The organism is Bizionia myxarmorum, from assembly GCF_008086205.1.
GTDB classification, from domain to species: domain Bacteria; phylum Bacteroidota; class Bacteroidia; order Flavobacteriales; family Flavobacteriaceae; genus Algorimicrobium; species Algorimicrobium myxarmorum.
This window is the reverse complement of the sequence record NZ_VSKK01000001.1, coordinates 1558109-1575420: the sequence shown is the minus strand read 5'-3', so window position 1 is coordinate 1575420 and position 17312 is coordinate 1558109. Positions and strand designations below refer to the sequence as shown.

14 protein-coding genes are annotated in these 17312 nt (G+C 34.8%); 4 read left to right on the top strand and 10 right to left on the bottom strand.

Translation table 11 applies throughout. The features are described 5' to 3' along the window. Positions 1 to 100 precede the first annotated feature (100 nt). Entirely contained in the window at positions 101 to 3541 is a 3441-nt protein-coding gene (locus ES674_RS07175) for a methylmalonyl-CoA mutase family protein (RefSeq protein ID WP_148403266.1), read from the bottom strand. Positions 3542 to 3777: 236 nt separating this feature from the next. Here ES674_RS07175 and ES674_RS07170 point away from each other — a divergent pair, with 236 nt between their 5' ends. From ES674_RS07170 to ES674_RS07160, 3 genes are all read left to right on the top strand, one after another. Next, complete coding sequence (locus ES674_RS07170; RefSeq protein ID WP_148403265.1) at positions 3778 to 4485, top strand: DUF4197 domain-containing protein; 708 nt, start codon at positions 3778 to 3780, stop codon at positions 4483 to 4485. Between the two features lie 185 nt (positions 4486 to 4670). Beyond that, a complete protein-coding gene (locus tag ES674_RS07165) occupies positions 4671 to 4874 on the top strand; it encodes a Lacal_2735 family protein (RefSeq protein WP_148403264.1) in 204 nt (67 codons plus the stop codon). Positions 4875 to 4950: 76 nt separating this feature from the next. After that, positions 4951 to 5163 (top strand): hypothetical protein, encoded by a 213-nt coding sequence (locus tag ES674_RS07160; RefSeq protein WP_148403263.1) that lies wholly within the window; start codon positions 4951 to 4953, stop codon positions 5161 to 5163. Here ES674_RS07160 and ES674_RS07155 read toward each other — a convergent pair. Genes ES674_RS07155 through prfA form a run of 3 tightly spaced genes read right to left on the bottom strand, consistent with a single transcriptional unit; the run spans position 5129 to position 7846 of the window. Next, entirely contained in the window at positions 5129 to 5923 is a 795-nt protein-coding gene (locus ES674_RS07155) for an ABC transporter substrate-binding protein (RefSeq protein WP_148403262.1), read from the bottom strand. The two genes, ES674_RS07160 and ES674_RS07155, sit on opposite strands and share 35 nt — an antisense overlap. Continuing rightward, positions 5913 to 6734, bottom strand: a complete 822-nt coding sequence (gene pyrF / locus ES674_RS07150) for an orotidine-5'-phosphate decarboxylase (protein ID WP_148403261.1) — start codon at positions 6732 to 6734, stop codon at positions 5913 to 5915. Before pyrF ends, ES674_RS07155 begins: the two co-directional genes overlap by 11 nt. A gap of 35 nt (positions 6735 to 6769) precedes the next feature. Further along, on the bottom strand, positions 6770 to 7846 hold the full coding sequence (gene prfA, locus ES674_RS07145; RefSeq protein ID WP_148403260.1) for a peptide chain release factor 1: 1077 nt from the start codon (positions 7844 to 7846) through the stop codon (positions 6770 to 6772). Between the two features lie 390 nt (positions 7847 to 8236). Between prfA and ES674_RS07135 the strand changes: the two genes are divergently transcribed. After that, positions 8237 to 8896 (top strand): ATP-binding cassette domain-containing protein, encoded by a 660-nt coding sequence (locus tag ES674_RS07135; protein ID WP_148403259.1) that lies wholly within the window; start codon positions 8237 to 8239, stop codon positions 8894 to 8896. 58 nt (positions 8897 to 8954) lie between these two features. On the opposite strand, the gene ES674_RS07130 is transcribed toward ES674_RS07135, so the two are convergent. The 6 genes from ES674_RS07130 to ES674_RS07110 form a co-directional block, all read right to left on the bottom strand. After that, a complete protein-coding gene (locus ES674_RS07130; RefSeq protein ID WP_148403258.1) occupies positions 8955 to 11513 on the bottom strand; it encodes an adenosylcobalamin-dependent ribonucleoside-diphosphate reductase in 2559 nt (852 codons plus the stop codon). A 173-nt stretch (positions 11514 to 11686) separates the two neighbouring features. Further along, on the bottom strand, positions 11687 to 12655 hold the full coding sequence (locus ES674_RS07125; protein WP_148403257.1) for a DUF3078 domain-containing protein: 969 nt from the start codon (positions 12653 to 12655) through the stop codon (positions 11687 to 11689). A 28-nt stretch (positions 12656 to 12683) separates the two neighbouring features. Then, positions 12684 to 13865, bottom strand: a complete 1182-nt coding sequence (locus ES674_RS07120; protein ID WP_148403256.1) for an AIR synthase related protein — start codon at positions 13863 to 13865, stop codon at positions 12684 to 12686. Between the two features lie 36 nt (positions 13866 to 13901). After that, on the bottom strand, positions 13902 to 14606 hold the full coding sequence (locus ES674_RS07115) for a Curli production assembly/transport component CsgG (protein ID WP_148403255.1): 705 nt from the start codon (positions 14604 to 14606) through the stop codon (positions 13902 to 13904). Between the two features lie 160 nt (positions 14607 to 14766). Beyond that, positions 14767 to 14904, bottom strand: a complete 138-nt coding sequence (locus ES674_RS15380; RefSeq protein WP_170233975.1) for a hypothetical protein — start codon at positions 14902 to 14904, stop codon at positions 14767 to 14769. Positions 14905 to 15086: 182 nt separating this feature from the next. Continuing rightward, a complete protein-coding gene (locus ES674_RS07110) occupies positions 15087 to 17273 on the bottom strand; it encodes a glutamine synthetase III family protein (protein ID WP_148403254.1) in 2187 nt (728 codons plus the stop codon). Between the last annotated feature and the right edge of the window lie 39 nt (positions 17274 to 17312).

Below are 17312 nucleotides of genomic sequence, written 5' to 3'. Positions count from 1 at the left end.
AAGCTAGTTTTACCCACTAAAAAGAGGACAACAATGATTGTCCTCTTTTTTTATAATTATAATAAACACACTTTTTACAAAACACGTTGTATAATATAGCTTACATATTCCGTCTATACTGACCACCAACCTCAAATAAGGATGCGGTAATTTCACCTAAACTACAAACCTTACAAACATCCATTAAAGCTTCAAAAATATTCTCATTATGAATGGCTCTAACTTGAAGATCTTTCAATAATTCTGTCGTGTCTTTGCTATCATGCAGATTTTTTAAGGTCGTGATTTGATTTTGCTTTTCGGCTTCTGTAGCACGAATAACTTCCGCAGGTTGAACCGTTGGCGAACCTTGCGAACTTAAAAACGTATTCACTCCTATTATTGGAAATTCACCATTATGTTTCAACGTTTCATAATACAAACTCTCTTCTTGAATTTTAGAACGTTGGTACATGGTTTCCATAGCACCTAAAACACCGCCTCGTTCTGTAATTCTATCAAATTCTAACAAGACAGCTTCTTCCACTAAATCGGTTAATTCTTCAATAATAAAAGAGCCTTGAATAGGATTTTCATTTTTAGCTAAACCTAACTCCTTATTAATAATTAACTGAATGGCCATAGCACGACGAACAGATTCCTCTGTTGGTGTGGTTATGGCTTCATCATAGGCATTTGTGTGCAAGGAATTACAGTTATCATAAATAGCGTATAAGGCTTGAAGCGTGGTTCTGATATCATTAAAATCAATTTCTTGAGCGTGTAAACTACGTCCAGATGTTTGAATATGATATTTCAACATTTGTGCTCTAGAATTGGCACCATATTTATTTTTCATGGCTTTGGACCATATTTTTCGTGCCACACGACCAATAACCGCATATTCTGGATCGATACCATTGGAGAAGAAAAACGACAGGTTTGGACCAAATTTATTAATGTCCATGCCACGACTTAAATAATACTCCACATACGTAAATCCGTTAGAAAGCGTTAATGCCAATTGGGTAATTGGGTTGGCGCCTGCTTCGGCAATATGATAACCTGAAATAGATACCGAATAAAAATTTCGGACATTATTTTCAATAAAATATTCCTGAACATCGCCCATTAGTCGCAAAGCGAATTCTGTTGAGAAAATACAGGTGTTTTGTGCTTGGTCTTCTTTTAAAATATCCGCTTGAACCGTTCCACGAACTTGTGCAATGGTATTCTTCTTAATGTCGGCATAGACATCGGCTGGTAAAACTTGATCGCCAGTAACGCCTAAAAGCATTAAACCTAAACCATTATTACTTTCTGGTAATTCACCATGATATTCCGGGCGCACTTTACCTTTGTAAATTTTAGCAATTTTAGCCTCTACTTCTTTTTCTAAACCGTTTTCTTGAATGTACATTTCACATTGCTGATCAATGGCGGCATTCATAAAAAAGCCTAACAACATAGGAGCTGGCCCATTAATGGTCATACTTACGGATGTCATTACGTTGGCTAAATCAAAACCAGAATATAATTTCTTGGCATCATCTAAACAACAAATAGAAACGCCAGCATTTCCAATTTTCCCATAAATATCAGGTCTCAAATCCGGATCGTTTCCGTAAAGTGTTACACTATCAAAAGCCGTTGATAAACGTTTGGCTGGTAAACCTGCACTTACGTAATGAAAACGTCTATTAGTTCGTTCTGGTCCACCTTCACCGGCAAACATACGCGCTGGATCTTCACCGGTGCGTTTGAATGGATATAAACCAGCCGTATAAGGAAATTCTCCCGGTACATTTTCCTGTAAACACCATCTTAAAATATCACCCCAAGCCTGGTATTTTGGTAAGGCTACTTTTGGTATTTGAGAATGTGATAAGGACTCGGTATGTGTTTCAATTTTAATCTCTTTATCGCGAACTTTAAAGGAATAAATTGGATTTTTATATTTATTTACTTTCTCTTCCCAACCCGTGATAACTTCCCAATTATAGGGATCTAAATCCATTTTTACGCGGTCGAATTCAGCAATAAGCAATTTTAAAAAGCTTTTATCGGTATCATTTTGAGCTTGCTCATAAATCGTTTCTTCTTCTAAACTCAATTTACCAATGAAAGACTTTTCAACCTCACTCAAGGTCACGTTTGCAACCGAACCAATGGTTTTGTAAATGCCGTATAATTTTTGAGCCACTTCAACTTGTTCCTCGGCTGTTTTATCATAAGCGCGATTACTTTCAGCGATTTCAGATAAATAACGCGTTCTAGAAGGTGGAATAACAAAAATCTTTTCGCTCATTTCATCTGAAATATGGAACGTCGATTTTAAACTAGAATTCGCTTTTTCAATCAAGGTATCCATAATCGCTTTATAAAGCGTATTCATTCCTGGATCGTTAAATTGTGACGCGATGGTTCCGTAAACCGGTAAATCTTCAGGGTTTGCATCCCATAATAAATGGTTACGAACGTATTGTTTTTTTACATCACGCAAGGCATCAAGCGATCCGCGTTTATCAAATTTATTAATAGCTACCAAATCGGCAAAATCAAGCATGTCAATTTTTTCCAATTGGGTGGCCGCACCAAATTCCGGTGTCATTACATATAAAGACACATCAGAATGTTCGATAATTTCGGTATCCGATTGTCCGATTCCTGAAGTTTCTAAAATAATTAAATCATATTCTGCTGCTTTTAAAACTTGAACAGCTTCATGCACATATTTAGATAAAGCTAAATTAGATTGGCGTGTTGCCAAACTACGCATATAAACTCTTGGCGAATTAATGGCGTTCATTCGGATTCTATCTCCTAAAAGCGCGCCGCCTGTTTTTCGTTTGGACGGATCTACAGAAACCAATGCCACTGTTTTCTCTGGAAAATCTATTAAGAAACGACGAACTAATTCATCTACCAATGAGGATTTTCCTGCACCACCAGTTCCCGTAATTCCTAAAACAGGTGTTTTAGAATTTTTATTTTTCTCATGAATTTTATCTAATGTATCCTTGGCCACTTCGGGAAAGTTTTCTGCAGATGAAATGACCCGCGCAATAGCTTTCGAATTTTTCTTGGCTAATAAATCAATTTCATTCTCTAATATATCGCCAATAGCATAATCAGATTTTTCTACTAAATCATTAATCATGCCTTGTAAACCCATTTCACGACCATCATCTGGTGAGTAAATACGGGCAATACCATAATCCATTAATTCTTTGATTTCTGATGGTAAAATCACACCACCTCCACCACCGAAGATTTTAATATGATTCGCGCCTTTTTCAGTCAGCAAATCAAACATATATTTAAAGTATTCCATATGTCCACCTTGATAAGATGTTAAACAAATGGCATTGGCATCTTCTTGAATAGCTGTATTTACAACTTCTTCCACGCTCCTATCGTGACCAAGATGAATAACTTCCACACCTGTAGATTGAATGATACGGCGCATAATATTTATGGCTGCGTCATGACCGTCAAAAAGTGATGCGGCAGTTACTATACGTACTTTATACTTTGGTTTATAGGGTACAATTGTTTTCATTCGGAATATGGTATTTTTTTTGCTTTGCAAATTTAAGGAATATTACTGTATTAATTAAAGGAAGCTATAGGAGATGCACGCTTAACTAGCGAATTTCTATTATAAAAATTAAATCCATTTTTAAAATTTCACTTTACAAGATGCTACATTTATATAATGCGCAAATTAAAATAGCTTTTGAAATGATATTAATGGTTAATATTTATCTTTGCCGAAACACGCTTAATACAAAAATCATGATAAAACGTTTAATTGCCTTTGTTCTCATTTTAAATGTAACTGCCTGTGCAGAATTGCAACAAGTAGTCAATAATTTACCAGATAATATGCCAGGAGTTACCAATGCGGATATAGCTGCGGGTTTACGCCAAGCATTAGATCAAGGTATTGACTTGCAAGTAAGCACACTTATGAAACAAGATGGTTTCTATAAAAATGAATTAGTGAAAATTTTACTGCCTGCCGAATTACAAAAGGTTGATAAAGCTTTACGCGATATTGGTTTAGGAAGTTTAGCAGACGAAGGTTTAAAGGTATTGAATCGTGCTGCGGAAGATGCGGTTGGAACGGCTACACCTATATTTGTAAATGCGGTTAAAGGCATAACTTTTAATGACGCTAAAACTATTTTATTAGGAAGTGATGATGCTGCTACACTTTATTTAGCTGGAAAAACACAAACTGCCTTATATTCAGAATTTCAACCAATCATTAACAATTCCTTTAAAAAAGTAGGTGCTGATCAAATTTGGTCTAACTTAATTAACCGTTATAATAGTATTCCTTTTACATCAAGTGTTAATCCTGATTTAACAGATTATGTTACGGATCAGGCATTAAAAGGTGTTTATAAAATGATAGCTGTTCAGGAAAAAGATATTCGTACAAAATATACATCGAGAACAACTGATATTTTAAGAAAGGTTTTTGCATTACAAGATTAAATTAGACATCATTTAAAAAAAAAATGATTTCTAAATATTTAGTCTCTAGAACAATAGTTCTTATATAATTCGATTTAGAAAATGCAATTTTATAATAAATTGCATTTTTTTTAACAAAAATTATAATTTTTAATTTGCTCTATTACAATATTTTAAATATATTTAATTTATCAATATGGCAAAAAATGGAAAATCTTTCAAAACTAAAGCAGCACCAAATTAAATTACAGTTGCGTTACAAAGAACTGATTGAGCAAGCTTACAACTTGAGACAAACAGATTCTGCACAAAGCGATATTTCAGAATATAAAGCCATTAAGCTTTTAAACAAACTAAATCGCTTAAAGTACTTAAATAGAGAAACTTCGAAGACTACGATTCCTTCTTAATTTAACACTATTTTTAACCTTTTCACAACATCCAAAACATATTTAGCACTCGTATATCTGTCTAAAATAAATAGTTATGAGTGCACAATTTTGTAGAATAGGAAAAGTCAAGGTCGACTTAAAACACTTTTTAGGGTTTGATGAATTAGAAAAGAAGTGTCAAAACCTTATGGGAGAAGCTAAAAATGTTGGTAAAATAGACACGCAATTAAGTGCTGCTCTATACGAAGAAGCGCAAAAAATAAAGCAACTTATTATGAATTCAAAGCAGTGTAATGTAACGTTTTAAAGTAGTCAAAGGCTAAAACCAATCTGCTACCATACCACGAAAACATTTCACCATCTACCAATATAAATTCAGCACTAGGAAATTGGGATTGAATAAGCATTTTATGCTCATTTTTAAACGGATACGGTTCGCTAGAAAGCAAAACCAAATTAACGTCAGCGTATATTTTGTCTAATGAAATTTCTGGGTAACGCGATTCATTTTCAAAAGCATTTTTAAAATTATTTAGAGATAACATATAATTTACAAACGTATTGTTAGCGGCTACCATCCAAGGATCTTTCCAAATAAAATAAGCCACAACTTGAGTTTCTTTTGTACTTATATACGCTTCAAAATCTGTTGATGCCTTTCTGATTTTTACGACAAGATCGTTTGCTTTTTCTGAACAATTAAAAATTTCCCCAAACATTTCAATCAATTCCAGACAATCTGAAACGGTATCAACATCACTAATATGAACCGTTGAAATGGTTTCCAGTTCGTTAATCATTTCTTGGGTATTTTCCTCTTTATTGCAAAGAATAATGTCTGGTTTTAACTCCCTTATTTTATCATAATGAACTTGTTTTGTTCCGCCAACCACTTCAACTATGGTAAGTATATGTTTGGGATGCACACAAAATTTAGTTATTCCAACAAGTGATGATTCCAAACCTAAATCGCAAATTAGTTCGGTAATACTCGGTACCAAACAGATAATACGTTTGGGCGTATGTTTCAATGTTATAGTTCTTTTAAGTTGATCTTTATAGTGCATGATTTAAAATAATTGCCATTTCCTTTTGCATCTCTTCAGCCTTGAGAGCTGCCGCTTGCGCAAAATCTTCTTGGTTAGAAGCGTAAATAATCCCTCTTGAGGAATTTATAAGTAGTCCCACATTTTTAGTCATTCCATATTTACATACCTCCTGCAAATTTCCACCTTGAGCTCCTACACCAGGAACTAGCAAAAAACTTTTAGGTACAATTTTTCTAATATCAGCTAAATATTCAGCTTTGGTAGCACCAACAACATACATGAGGTTTTCAGAATTCTCCCAGGTTTTTGATGTTTCTAAAACCTGTTTATACAATTCTTGGCCATCCACGAGTTGCGTTTGAAAATCGAAAGCACCTTGATTAGACGTTAAAGCCAATAAAATGGTGTGTTTATTTTTAAAAGCTAAAAACGGTTCTACAGAATCTTTTCCCATATAAGGCGCCACTGTAACGCTATCAAAAGCTAAATCTTCAAAAAAAGCTTTGGCATACATACTGCTTGTATTTCCAATATCACCTCGTTTCGCATCAGCAATTGTAAAAATATCCGGATGCTTTTCGTTTAAGTACTGAATAGTTTTCTCAAGCGCTTGCCAACCTTTTATACCATAAGCTTCATAAAAAGCGGTATTGGGTTTATAGGAAACACATAAATGATGCGTAGCATCAATAATAGCTTTATTGAAGGCGAAAATTGGATCTTCTTCTTGCAATAAATGCTGAGGAATTTTGTTTAAATCCACATCCAATCCAATACATAAAAAGGATTGTTTTTTTTTGATTTGTTCGGTGAGTTGTTGTGTTGTCATGTTATAAAAAAAACCTCCAAAAAGGAGGCTTAAAATTAAATATGTTCGTCACTCGCTTTTAACTTTCTCGTGTTTTCAGCTAGCATTAGTTCGTCTATAATTCTTTGAATATCTCCATTTACAATATTACCTAAATCGTAAAGCGTGAGTCCAATTCTATGATCGGTTACGCGACCTTGTGAATAATTGTAAGTTCTAATCTTGGCACTTCTATCACCAGAGGTTACCATTGTTCCACGTAAAGCGGCATCTTCTTCCATTTTCTTGGCCAACTCCATATCATACAAACGAGAACGCAATACTTTAAAAGCTTTCTCTTTGTTTTTATGTTGCGATTTCTGATCCTGACATTGCGCCACTAAACCTGTTGGAATATGCGTTAAACGCACAGCTGAATAAGTTGTATTTACCGACTGACCACCAGGACCTGATGAACAGAAGAAATCAACACGCACGTCTTTTGGATTAATTTCCACATCAAATTCTTCAGCTTCTGGAAACACCATCACGGTAGCTGCACTGGTATGCACACGACCTTGGGTTTCGGTTTGCGGCACACGTTGTACACGGTGCACGCCAGCTTCAAACTTTAAAGTTCCATATACATTATCACCTGAAACTTCAAACTGAATTTCTTTAAATCCACCGTTGGTACCTTCACTGTAATCTACAGTATCCACTTTCCAACCTTTACTTTCACAGTATTTGGAGTACATTCTAAATAAATCACCAGCGAAAATACTGGCCTCATCACCACCTGTACCTGCACGTAATTCCACGACGGCATTTTTAGCGTCTGTAGGATCTTTCGGAATTAAAAGAAATTTAATCTCATCTTCCAATTTTGGAATACCTTCTTTAGCATCATCATATTGCATTTTGGCCATATCCACCATTTCAGGATCGCTGCCATCAGCCATAATTTCTTCCGCCTCTTTTAGGTTATTTGTAAGCTCTAAATATTCTTCTCGCTTGTCCATAAACACGCGTAAATCTTTATATTCTTTGTTTAAAGCGACATATCGTTTCTGATCTGTAATAATATCTGGTTGAATGATTAAATCACTCACTTCATCAAAACGTTGCTTTATAATCTGTAATTTATCTAACATGTAGTTCCTTAAATTGTTCCACAAAAATACGATAATTTATGAATTGTTATATTTTATATGCCGGTCTTTAAAAATATTTATACTAATTTTTCGTTTTGAAATTATGATACAACGCTTTGGAGCCATATTACTATTCTACAAACCTTATGTTTTTTGGTCTTTTTGTGTGACCATATTTTTAATGGTTTTTGAAACGAAACTGATCATTATAGCTATTGCGAAGCTTTTTTTATTAACGTTTTTATGGTATTTTTTATCTGAAACGACAGCTAAACGAAAACTCATTTTTTATAAGAATCTAGGTATATCATCCTTAAAGCTTTTTGGAGTGGTATATATAATTGATATATTTATAAACACGATTTTTTATAAATTAATTGGTGTTTATATATGATTTTAGAATTAGATAATGTCGAGTTGTATTTTAAAGAAAAACGCATTCTAAATGGCATTTATCTAAAAGCTGAAACTGGTAAAGTCACTGGAATTCTTGGCAGCAACGGTTGCGGAAAGAGCTGTATTATAAATATTATTTTTGGCACGCTTACACCCAAATACAAATTGGTTCGATTGGATAGTAAGCCGATTTTAAAACCACTGTATCAAACCAATTTAGTTAAATTTCTACCTCAACTTCCAATTGCTCCTAATAGTTCAAAACTAAAAACGGCTTTTACATTATTTCAAGTGAATTGGGACGAATTCACCACGCATTTTAAATCCTTTGTCATTTATAAAAATTTTAAATTCCGGCAACTTTCGGGTGGCGAACGTCGCGTTATAGAAACCTATTTAGTTTTGAAAAGCCCTACGAAAATTGTGCTGTTAGACGAACCGTTTTCTCATGTGGCGCCTTTATATATTGAAACCATTAAAAAATTGATTGCTGAAGAAAAAAAACATAAAATTATCATCATTACCGATCATTTATTTCGTGATATTATTGAAACTAGCGATAATTTATATTTAATAAAAGATGGCCATTCTAAATTGATTACAGATTTAAAAATACTGGAAGATTATAAATATATTAGTGAAAATACCCTATAAAAAAAAGAAGCTATTTCATTTGAAACAGCTTCTTAAATTTTCTTCTAATTACTAAAGATTATCCACATTTTGAAGAACCGCAGTCCTTACACGTCAAACAACCTTCTTGGTATATTAAATTTTCTGACTTACAGGCAGAACAGGTATGTCCTTTTGCCGTAGTACCATCTGCCACGTAGCGTTTTAAAGCGCGTCCAACACCATTTTTCCAAGTATTGATGGATTCGCTATCTAATTGTAAACTGTTAATGAGTTCTACAATATTATCAATCGGCATTCCATGACGCAACGTACTTGAAATTAATTTCGCGTAGTTCCAAAATTCTGGATTGAATTTATGAGATAAGCCTTCAATAGTTGTTTTATAACCACGCTTGTTTTCATATTGAAAATCATAACGCGAAGTACCATCTTCGTTTCTGCTTTTCATAATAACACCATTTTCTGCCCAACGCGGAATTAAAATGCCATCTTCATCATCTGCTAAACCGGTGAAAATCTCGTAAGGTTTTCCATCAATCAAGCCAATAAAAGCAATCCATTTTTCTTTTTTATTCTGAAAACGCACCACATCCGCTTCTAAAACTTCGGGGCGTTTTACAGGAAAATTCGTTAAGGTTTCCGGTTGATTATCATCTTTTTTCTCGTCGTTTGAAATTAATACGCCCGAGCGTGAACCATCTCTATAAACGGTAACACCTTTACAACCTACTTCCCAAGCTTTCATGTATAATTCTCCTACCAATTCCTCACTTACGTCATTTGGTAAATTGATGGTGACACTAATAGAATGATCCACCCATTTTTGAACCGCGCCCTGCATGGTAACTTTACTCAACCAGTCCACATCATTGGAAGTTGCTTTATAGTAAGGTGATTGTTTAATTAGGTCATTCAATTCATCTTGTGAAAAATTTTGAGATGAATCAATGCCATTTACTTCCATCCATTGCTTAAAACGGTGGTGAAAAACCACATATTCTTCCCAAGAATCTCCAACCTCATCTACGAAATCCACACGAACATGTTTATCATTCGGGTTTACCTTGCGTCTACGTTTGTAAACTGGCATAAAAACAGGCTCAATTCCTGAAGATGTTTGCGTCATTAAACTCGTTGTTCCTGTTGGCGCAATAGTTAATAAAGCAATATTACGACGACCATACTCGAGCATATCAAAATATAATTTTTCATCAGCTGCCTTTAAGCGCTGAATAAACGGATTATTTTTTTCTCGTTCTGAATCGAAAATAGCAAAAGCTCCACGTTCTTTGGCTGCTAAAACTGAAGCACGGTAGGCTTCGATTCCTAGCGTTTTATGTACTTCAACAGAAAAATCATTTCCTGCTTCGCTTCCATATTGAATACCTAAAGCCGCTAACATATCACCTTCTGCCGTGATGCCAATTCCGGTACGTCTTCCTTCTTGCGCTTTTTTCTGAATGTTAATCCATAAATTACGTTCTGTTGCTTTAATATCAGCCTGTTCTGGATCAGCTTCAATTTTCTCTAAAATAGCATCGATTTTTTCTAGTTCTAAATCGATAATATCATCCATGATGCGTTGTGCAGCTACGACGTGTTTTTTGAATAATTCGAAGTTAAAAGACGCGTGTTTTGTAAACGGCTCATCTACATAAGACAATAGGTTTATGGCCAATAAACGACAAGAGTCATAGGGACATAATGGAATTTCGCCACATGGATTCGTAGAGACTGTTTTATAACCTAAATCGGCATAGCAATCTGGAACGGATTCATTAATAATGGTATCCCAAAATAAAATTCCAGGTTCCGCTGATTTCCAAGCATTATGAACAATTTTCTTCCAAATACCATTGGCATCAATCGTTTTTGAAAATTTAGGGTTATCACCAAAAATGGGATATTTTTGGGTGTATTCGGAGTTATTTTTAACTGCTTTCATGAATTCGTCATCCATACGAACCGATACGTTGGCACCCGTTACTTTGCCTTGTTCTAATTTGGCATCAATAAAATCTTCAGAATCTAGATGATTTATAGAAACTGACAACATTAAAGCACCACGACGACCATCTTGCGCCACTTCACGCGTGGAATTGGAATAACGCTCCATAAACGGCACAATACCTGTTGATGTTAGAGCCGAGTTTTTTACGGGTGAACCTTTTGGGCGAATATGAGATAAATCGTGACCTACACCACCACGACGTTTCATTAATTGAACTTGCTCTTGGTCAATTTTCATAATGCCACCATAGGAATCCGAATCGCCATCATTACCAATAACAAAACAGTTGGAAAGTGAAGCCGTTTGAAAAGGATTTCCAATTCCAGCCATGGGGCTACCTTGCGGCACAATATATTTAAAGTCTTTTATTAAATCGAAAATTTCCTGTTCCGACATCGGATTAGGATAACGCGCTTCAACGCGTGCAATTTCTTTAGCGATACGCGTATGCATATCATTTGGTGTTAATTCATAAATATGACCTTGAGAATCTTTTAAAGCATATTTATTGATCCAAACGCGTGCTGCAAGCTCATCACCTTTAAAGTATTTTAAAGAAGCTTCAAAAGCTTCCTCTTGCGTATATGTTTTTTGAAATGCAACGGATTTGGTTTTTGTAGGCATGGGAATTATAGTTTAAAATTTAATAGCTTATTACGAAGTGTAAATAACGGGAAAATTTTAAACTTAATGTATGACTAAAATCATAAAGTTTACAATAAAATAACGTAAACATTTGATTTATAGGTCATTATTAATTTATCAACATAAGAAAGTTAACAAATAATTATTTTTAATTAAAATTCGTAAACAACACCAACACCCAGTAATTGTTTCCATTGAATACGCGCACCCAGGTCATTATACTCTGTTTTACCTGTATCTACATTAACAACTTCCTCTTGAATTTTAATATCATTGTCATAGCGTAAATGAGATCCTAATGTGGCGCGAACGAAATTATTCACTTTAAAATCTAAAACAACTTCCCAATCGACATCTACATTTCCAAAATCGTTAATGTAATCTGTATAGAAACTCATTAAGTTTCGGATGCCGATATTTTCAAAAAGCTCCATTTCAAAAGCACTCGTTAATAATATGCCTAATTCTTCGCGCACACGTTCACCAGAACGAATTACATCCCCATTCACATTATATTGAGCAGGTTCCACACCAAAAGCACCAGAATCGGATAAGGCTTCATCAAAAACAAACGTTGTTTTAAGGGTCAATGGCGAAAAATACGTGGAAAATTTATCGATATTCTTACCATACTCTACACCACCACCTAGAAATAAATATCCAGGAGCCATAAATTTAGAAATTTCATTAGAGGTATTTGGATAGTTATAACCGTTAGCAAATTGGGTTTTAAAACTAAATCGAGCGGAATAATACCAATTAGTTCGTTTATTCTTCCGAAAGCCTACACTGGAACTCATTTCCAATAAATCGTCTGTTTTTCGAAACTCTTGATCCTCCTGTTTATTTAATCCATAACGCGCTAACAAATTACTATCCCAAATAAAATTAAGGTATTCGTAACGCAAGGAACTATTCACGCCAATTAATCCGGAAATAGAATTACTACCACCCGAGTTCCAGTTAACAAATGCCACTTCGTTAATATCTAAACCCGCCGTATTCTTATTGGTCCAAACAGGCAAATTAGGATTAGCTGCTGGCTTAAAATATAAAGAATCCGGTTGTGCATTTACCAATTGGGAAAGTAAAATGACTGTGATAACTAAAAATCTAAACATTAAAATAATCTTTTGAAGGATTTATGATTTATTGATAAGTAAACTCACCAAATTCACTTTTTATTGTAAGTTTTTTTTCTGAAGCATCTTCCACGCGACCAACTATTTTAGCGTCAACTTTATAAGATTTTGAAATAGCAATAATTGCTTCCGCCACTTCAGGATCAACATATAGCTCCATTCTATGACCGCAATTAAAGACTTGATACATTTCCTTCCAATCTGTTTTAGATTGCTCGTGAATTAACTTAAATAACGGTGGAACAGGAAATAGATTGTCTTTAATAATATGAAGCTTGTCTATAAAATGCAGAATTTTAGTTTGAGCACCACCACTGCAATGAATCATTCCGTGAATAGTGTCACTACTATAATTTTCAAGAATTTTTTTAATGATTGGCGCATAGGTTCGTGTTGGAGACAAGACTAATTTACCAGCATCAAGTGGCGAATTTGGAACTGAATCCGTTAATTTCATTGCACCCGAGTAAACCAAATCGCTAGGCACTGCCGCATCAAAGCTTTCCGGATATTTTTCTGCTAAATATTTATGAAATACATCGTGTCTGGCGGAAGTTAATCCGTTACTTCCCATACCACCATTGTAACTCTTCTCATAAGTAGCTTGGCCAAAAGATTCTAGACCTACAATAGCATCACCTGCTTTAATATTTGCATTATCAATTACATCCGTACGCTTCATTCGCGCTGTAACGGTTGAGTCGACAATAATAGTTCGCACTAAATCCCCAACATCAGCGGTTTCACCACCTGTAGAATAAATGGTAACACCGAAGCCTTTTAAATCTTCAATAAGTTCTTCTGTTCCGCTTATAATGGCCGAAAGCACTTCACCTGGAATATTATTTTTATTACGCCCTATTGTTGAAGAAAGCATAATATTATCTGTGGCTCCAACGCAAATTAGATCGTCAATATTCATGATTAATGCGTCTTGTGCAACACCTTTCCAAACAGACAAGTCGCCGGTTTCTTTCCAATACATATAAGCTAAAGACGATTTTGTTCCGGCACCATCAGCATGCATGATTAAGCAATAATCTGAATCGTTGGTTAGATAATCAGGAACTATTTTACAAAACGCTTTTGGAAACAGCCCTTTATCTATGTTTTTAATAGCGTTGTGCACATCCTCTTTTGAGGCTGAAACGCCACGTTGTGCATATCTTTTACTGACTTCTTGACTCATATCCTGGAATTGAGCCACAAAAATAAGAATACTTATCTATTTATCAGTAGGAATTGGGTTAGTTTTAATAATTGTTGAAGTGGCATTCAATAATTTGGCTTTCTTCTTTTTTCCGCCGAAGTAGAAATTAAAACCACCGGCAATTCGCCAATACACCACATTTTCAGTTTGAACAGTAACGTCCGTTAATTCAGGCTCAAATACCTCATTATACTCTCCAAAAAGTCTAAAAATGAAGCTTTCATAAATAACGTATTCAATTCCTAAACCTGCCTGCGCTTTTCCTACAGCTGATTCAAAATAATTGGAAGCATGAACACCGCCACCAATAAAACCGAAAGGCGAAAACCGTTCATGAGGAAAAGCTAAAATTTCAGCATTGAAATCAATAGAGATAAAGCCATCTTTAAAAACCCCTTTATCTATAAGATTAAATTTATTAAAAGTAAGATTAACATTGATATGCGGAATAAGCGACTTTTTGTAGCCAATACCATAATAGTATCCAAATTCAGGATTGGCATAATCTCCGTTTATTAAAGCTGTACCTAGCATGGTGGATACGGCATTCGTACCGCGATAGTCATAGAAGTCCGTTTGAGGTAAGGCGTTAAAAGTTGGGTTAGTTGAATTAATTTGAGACCAAGAAACTAATCCATTAAAAAAAGCTACAACAAGTAATAGGAAACAAGCCTGCTTTTTGAATATACTCTTTTGATACTTTAATGTGAAACATTTCATATTTAAGTTTTTAAAACGTTAAGAATAAATTCATTAACAGAAACAAAAACTATAACCATCTGTACAACCTGAAAATAAAAAAAACCATATTCAAATTTTAAAGATTTAACAATGCTTTAAAATTTAAATATGGTCATTTTAACAACTGGGCTGATAATACCTACCCTATTGTTGTTGAAATCTCCGCTTTTTTAACAATTTCTTGTTTAGACGCATTGTCTTCCAATTTGTCATTAGCCTGCGAAAAAATCAGGGTAGCAGCCATAAGCATAAGAACACTTATAATAAGCCTTTTCATAATATAATTTGTAATGATTAATAGCATGTCAAAAATACGATTTATTTACAGAGTGATGCATGAAGAATCATATTTTCGTTAACATACAATTTATACCAGATAAACTACATAAATAGAGCTGCCATAAATGAAAAACCCCTACATAAGTAAAGGCTTTTCAGGACATTAGGCTCGTATTACACTTATTTAGTGAACAATAATTCTCTGTATTTTGTTAGTGGCCAAATCTCGTCATCCACCAATAATTCAAGTTTATCACAATGGTATCTGATGTCATCAAAAAATGGTTTTACCCTGAAACAATAGGCTTCTGCTTTCTTATCTATTTCTTCAATTTTGTTAGCCGTTCTTCGCTCATCTATCATGAGTGTTACATTGGAATTTATAGATGCAATATGCTCTGAAATTTCTTCAATTAAATTAAGTTGCTCTTGACCAAATTTCTTAAAATCATCACCATAAATATCTTTTAAACCTTTCACGTTTTTAATCAAGATATTCTGGTAGCGAACAGCAACAGGAACAATATGATTTCTAGCAATATCACCTAACACGCGGCTCTCAATTTGAATACGCATGATATAATCTTCCATTTCAATTTCGTAACGCGCTTCAGACTCCACACGATTCATAACCCCTAAATCATCAAAAAGTTTAATAGCTTTATCTGAAATCTTCGCCTTTAAAGCTTCTGGAGTTGTTTTATGATTGCTTAAACCTCGTTTTTCAGCTTCAATTTCCCATTCTTCACCATATCCGTTACCTTCAAATAATACATTTTGTGATAATTTAATATATTCACGCAACACATTAAAAATAGCTTCATCTTTTTTAAGGTTTTTATCCTTAATTAAAGCATCAACTTCGATTTTGAAGTCAATTAACTGCCTGGCCATTATGGTATTTAAAACCGTCATGGGATTCGCACAATTTGCTTTAGAACCAACCGCTCTAAATTCAAATTTATTTCCTGTAAAAGCGAAAGATGAAGTTCTGTTTCTATCGGTATTGTCTAATAATATTTCAGGAATTTTACCAACAACATTCAGTTTTAAATCGGTTTTTTCTTCTGGTGATAATTTACCGTTAGTAACATTTTGTAGCTCATTAAGAACATTGGTTAACTGTTCCCCAATAAATACGGAAACAATTGCTGGAGGCGCTTCATTAGCACCTAAACGATGATCATTACTAGCTGAAGCAATAGCAGCACGAACAATTTCTTCGTGATCATTAACTGCTTTAATCGCATTTATAAAGAAGGTTAAGAACTGTAAATTACTCATGGGCGTTTTTCCTGGACTGAAAAGGTTAACACCTGTATCCGTACTTAAACTCCAGTTATTATGCTTTCCAGAACCGTTTACACCTTTAAAAGGCTTTTCATGAAAAAGCACTTTTAAATGATGGCGCTCCCCAACTTTATGCATCAAGTCCATTAATAACGAGTTATGATCTACCGCTAAATTGGCTTCATCAAAAACTGGCGCTAACTCAAACTGGTTTGGCGCAACTTCATTGTGACGGGTTTTTACAGGAATACCCAATAACATACATTCGGTTTCCAAATCGCGCATAAACTGCATAGCTCGTGACGGAATGGTTCCAAAATAATGATCATCTAATTGCTGACCTTTAGCTGGTGCATGCCCAAGCATGGTTCTGCCCGTTAATACAATATCAGGACGGGAAGCCGCTAAAGCACTATCAATTAAAAAGTACTCTTGCTCCCAACCTAGAGATGCGTTGACTTTTTTAATGTTTTTATCAAAATATTTACACACATCTACAGCTGCAGTATCCACAGCCTGCAAAGCACGTAATAAGGGTGTTTTATAATCTAAAGCTTCACCTGTATAAGAAACGAAAACAGTTGGAATACATAAGGTGGTTCCATAAATAAAAGCTGGAGAAGTTGGATCCCAAGCGGTGTAGCCACGGGCTTCAAAGGTATTTCGAATACCGCCATTTGGAAAACTAGACGCATCTGGTTCTTGTTGAACTAGCTGTCCGCCACCAAATTTCTCAATAGCGCGACCATTGCCAATCGGTTCAAAAAAGGCATCATGCTTTTCAGCAGTTGTACCTGTAAGGGGCTGAAACCAGTGTGTATAATGCGTAGCACCTTTTGAAATTGCCCATTCCTTCATTCCTGTAGAAATGTGATCTGCCACATGCCGATCTATTTTAGAACCATTTTTTGTGGCATCCATTACACTAACAAAAGCTTCTTTTGTCAGGTATTGCCTCATGGTATCTTCATTAAACACATTTAAACCAAAGATGGCCGAACGGCGCTCATTCTCTTCAATTTTAATGGGTTTGCGATTCAGGGTTTCCTTAATAGCATAAAATCGTAATGTGGACATTTGCGTAGTTTTTTTAAAATTATAGCACAAAAGTAAACT

Excerpts from the sequence above, each read along its gene's own strand:
- ES674_RS07175 (WP_148403266.1), bottom strand. The coding sequence starts at position 3,541 with ATGAAAACAATTGTACCCTATAAACCAAAGTATAAAGTACGTATAGTA.
- ES674_RS07170 (WP_148403265.1), top strand. The coding sequence starts at position 3,778 with ATGATAAAACGTTTAATTGCCTTTGTTCTCATTTTAAATGTAACTGCC.
- ES674_RS07165 (WP_148403264.1), top strand. The coding sequence starts at position 4,671 with ATGGAAAATCTTTCAAAACTAAAGCAGCACCAAATTAAATTACAGTTG.
- ES674_RS07160 (WP_148403263.1), top strand. The coding sequence starts at position 4,951 with ATGAGTGCACAATTTTGTAGAATAGGAAAAGTCAAGGTCGACTTAAAA.
- ES674_RS07155 (WP_148403262.1), bottom strand. The coding sequence starts at position 5,923 with ATGCACTATAAAGATCAACTTAAAAGAACTATAACATTGAAACATACG.
- pyrF (WP_148403261.1), bottom strand. The coding sequence starts at position 6,734 with ATGACAACACAACAACTCACCGAACAAATCAAAAAAAAACAATCCTTT.
- prfA (WP_148403260.1), bottom strand. The coding sequence starts at position 7,846 with ATGTTAGATAAATTACAGATTATAAAGCAACGTTTTGATGAAGTGAGT.
- ES674_RS07135 (WP_148403259.1), top strand. The coding sequence starts at position 8,237 with ATGATTTTAGAATTAGATAATGTCGAGTTGTATTTTAAAGAAAAACGC.
- ES674_RS07130 (WP_148403258.1), bottom strand. The coding sequence starts at position 11,513 with ATGCCTACAAAAACCAAATCCGTTGCATTTCAAAAAACATATACGCAA.
- ES674_RS07125 (WP_148403257.1), bottom strand. The coding sequence starts at position 12,655 with ATGTTTAGATTTTTAGTTATCACAGTCATTTTACTTTCCCAATTGGTA.
- ES674_RS07120 (WP_148403256.1), bottom strand. The coding sequence starts at position 13,865 with ATGAGTCAAGAAGTCAGTAAAAGATATGCACAACGTGGCGTTTCAGCC.
- ES674_RS07115 (WP_148403255.1), bottom strand. The coding sequence starts at position 14,606 with ATGAAATGTTTCACATTAAAGTATCAAAAGAGTATATTCAAAAAGCAG.
- ES674_RS15380 (WP_170233975.1), bottom strand. The coding sequence starts at position 14,904 with ATGAAAAGGCTTATTATAAGTGTTCTTATGCTTATGGCTGCTACCCTG.
- ES674_RS07110 (WP_148403254.1), bottom strand. The coding sequence starts at position 17,273 with ATGTCCACATTACGATTTTATGCTATTAAGGAAACCCTGAATCGCAAA.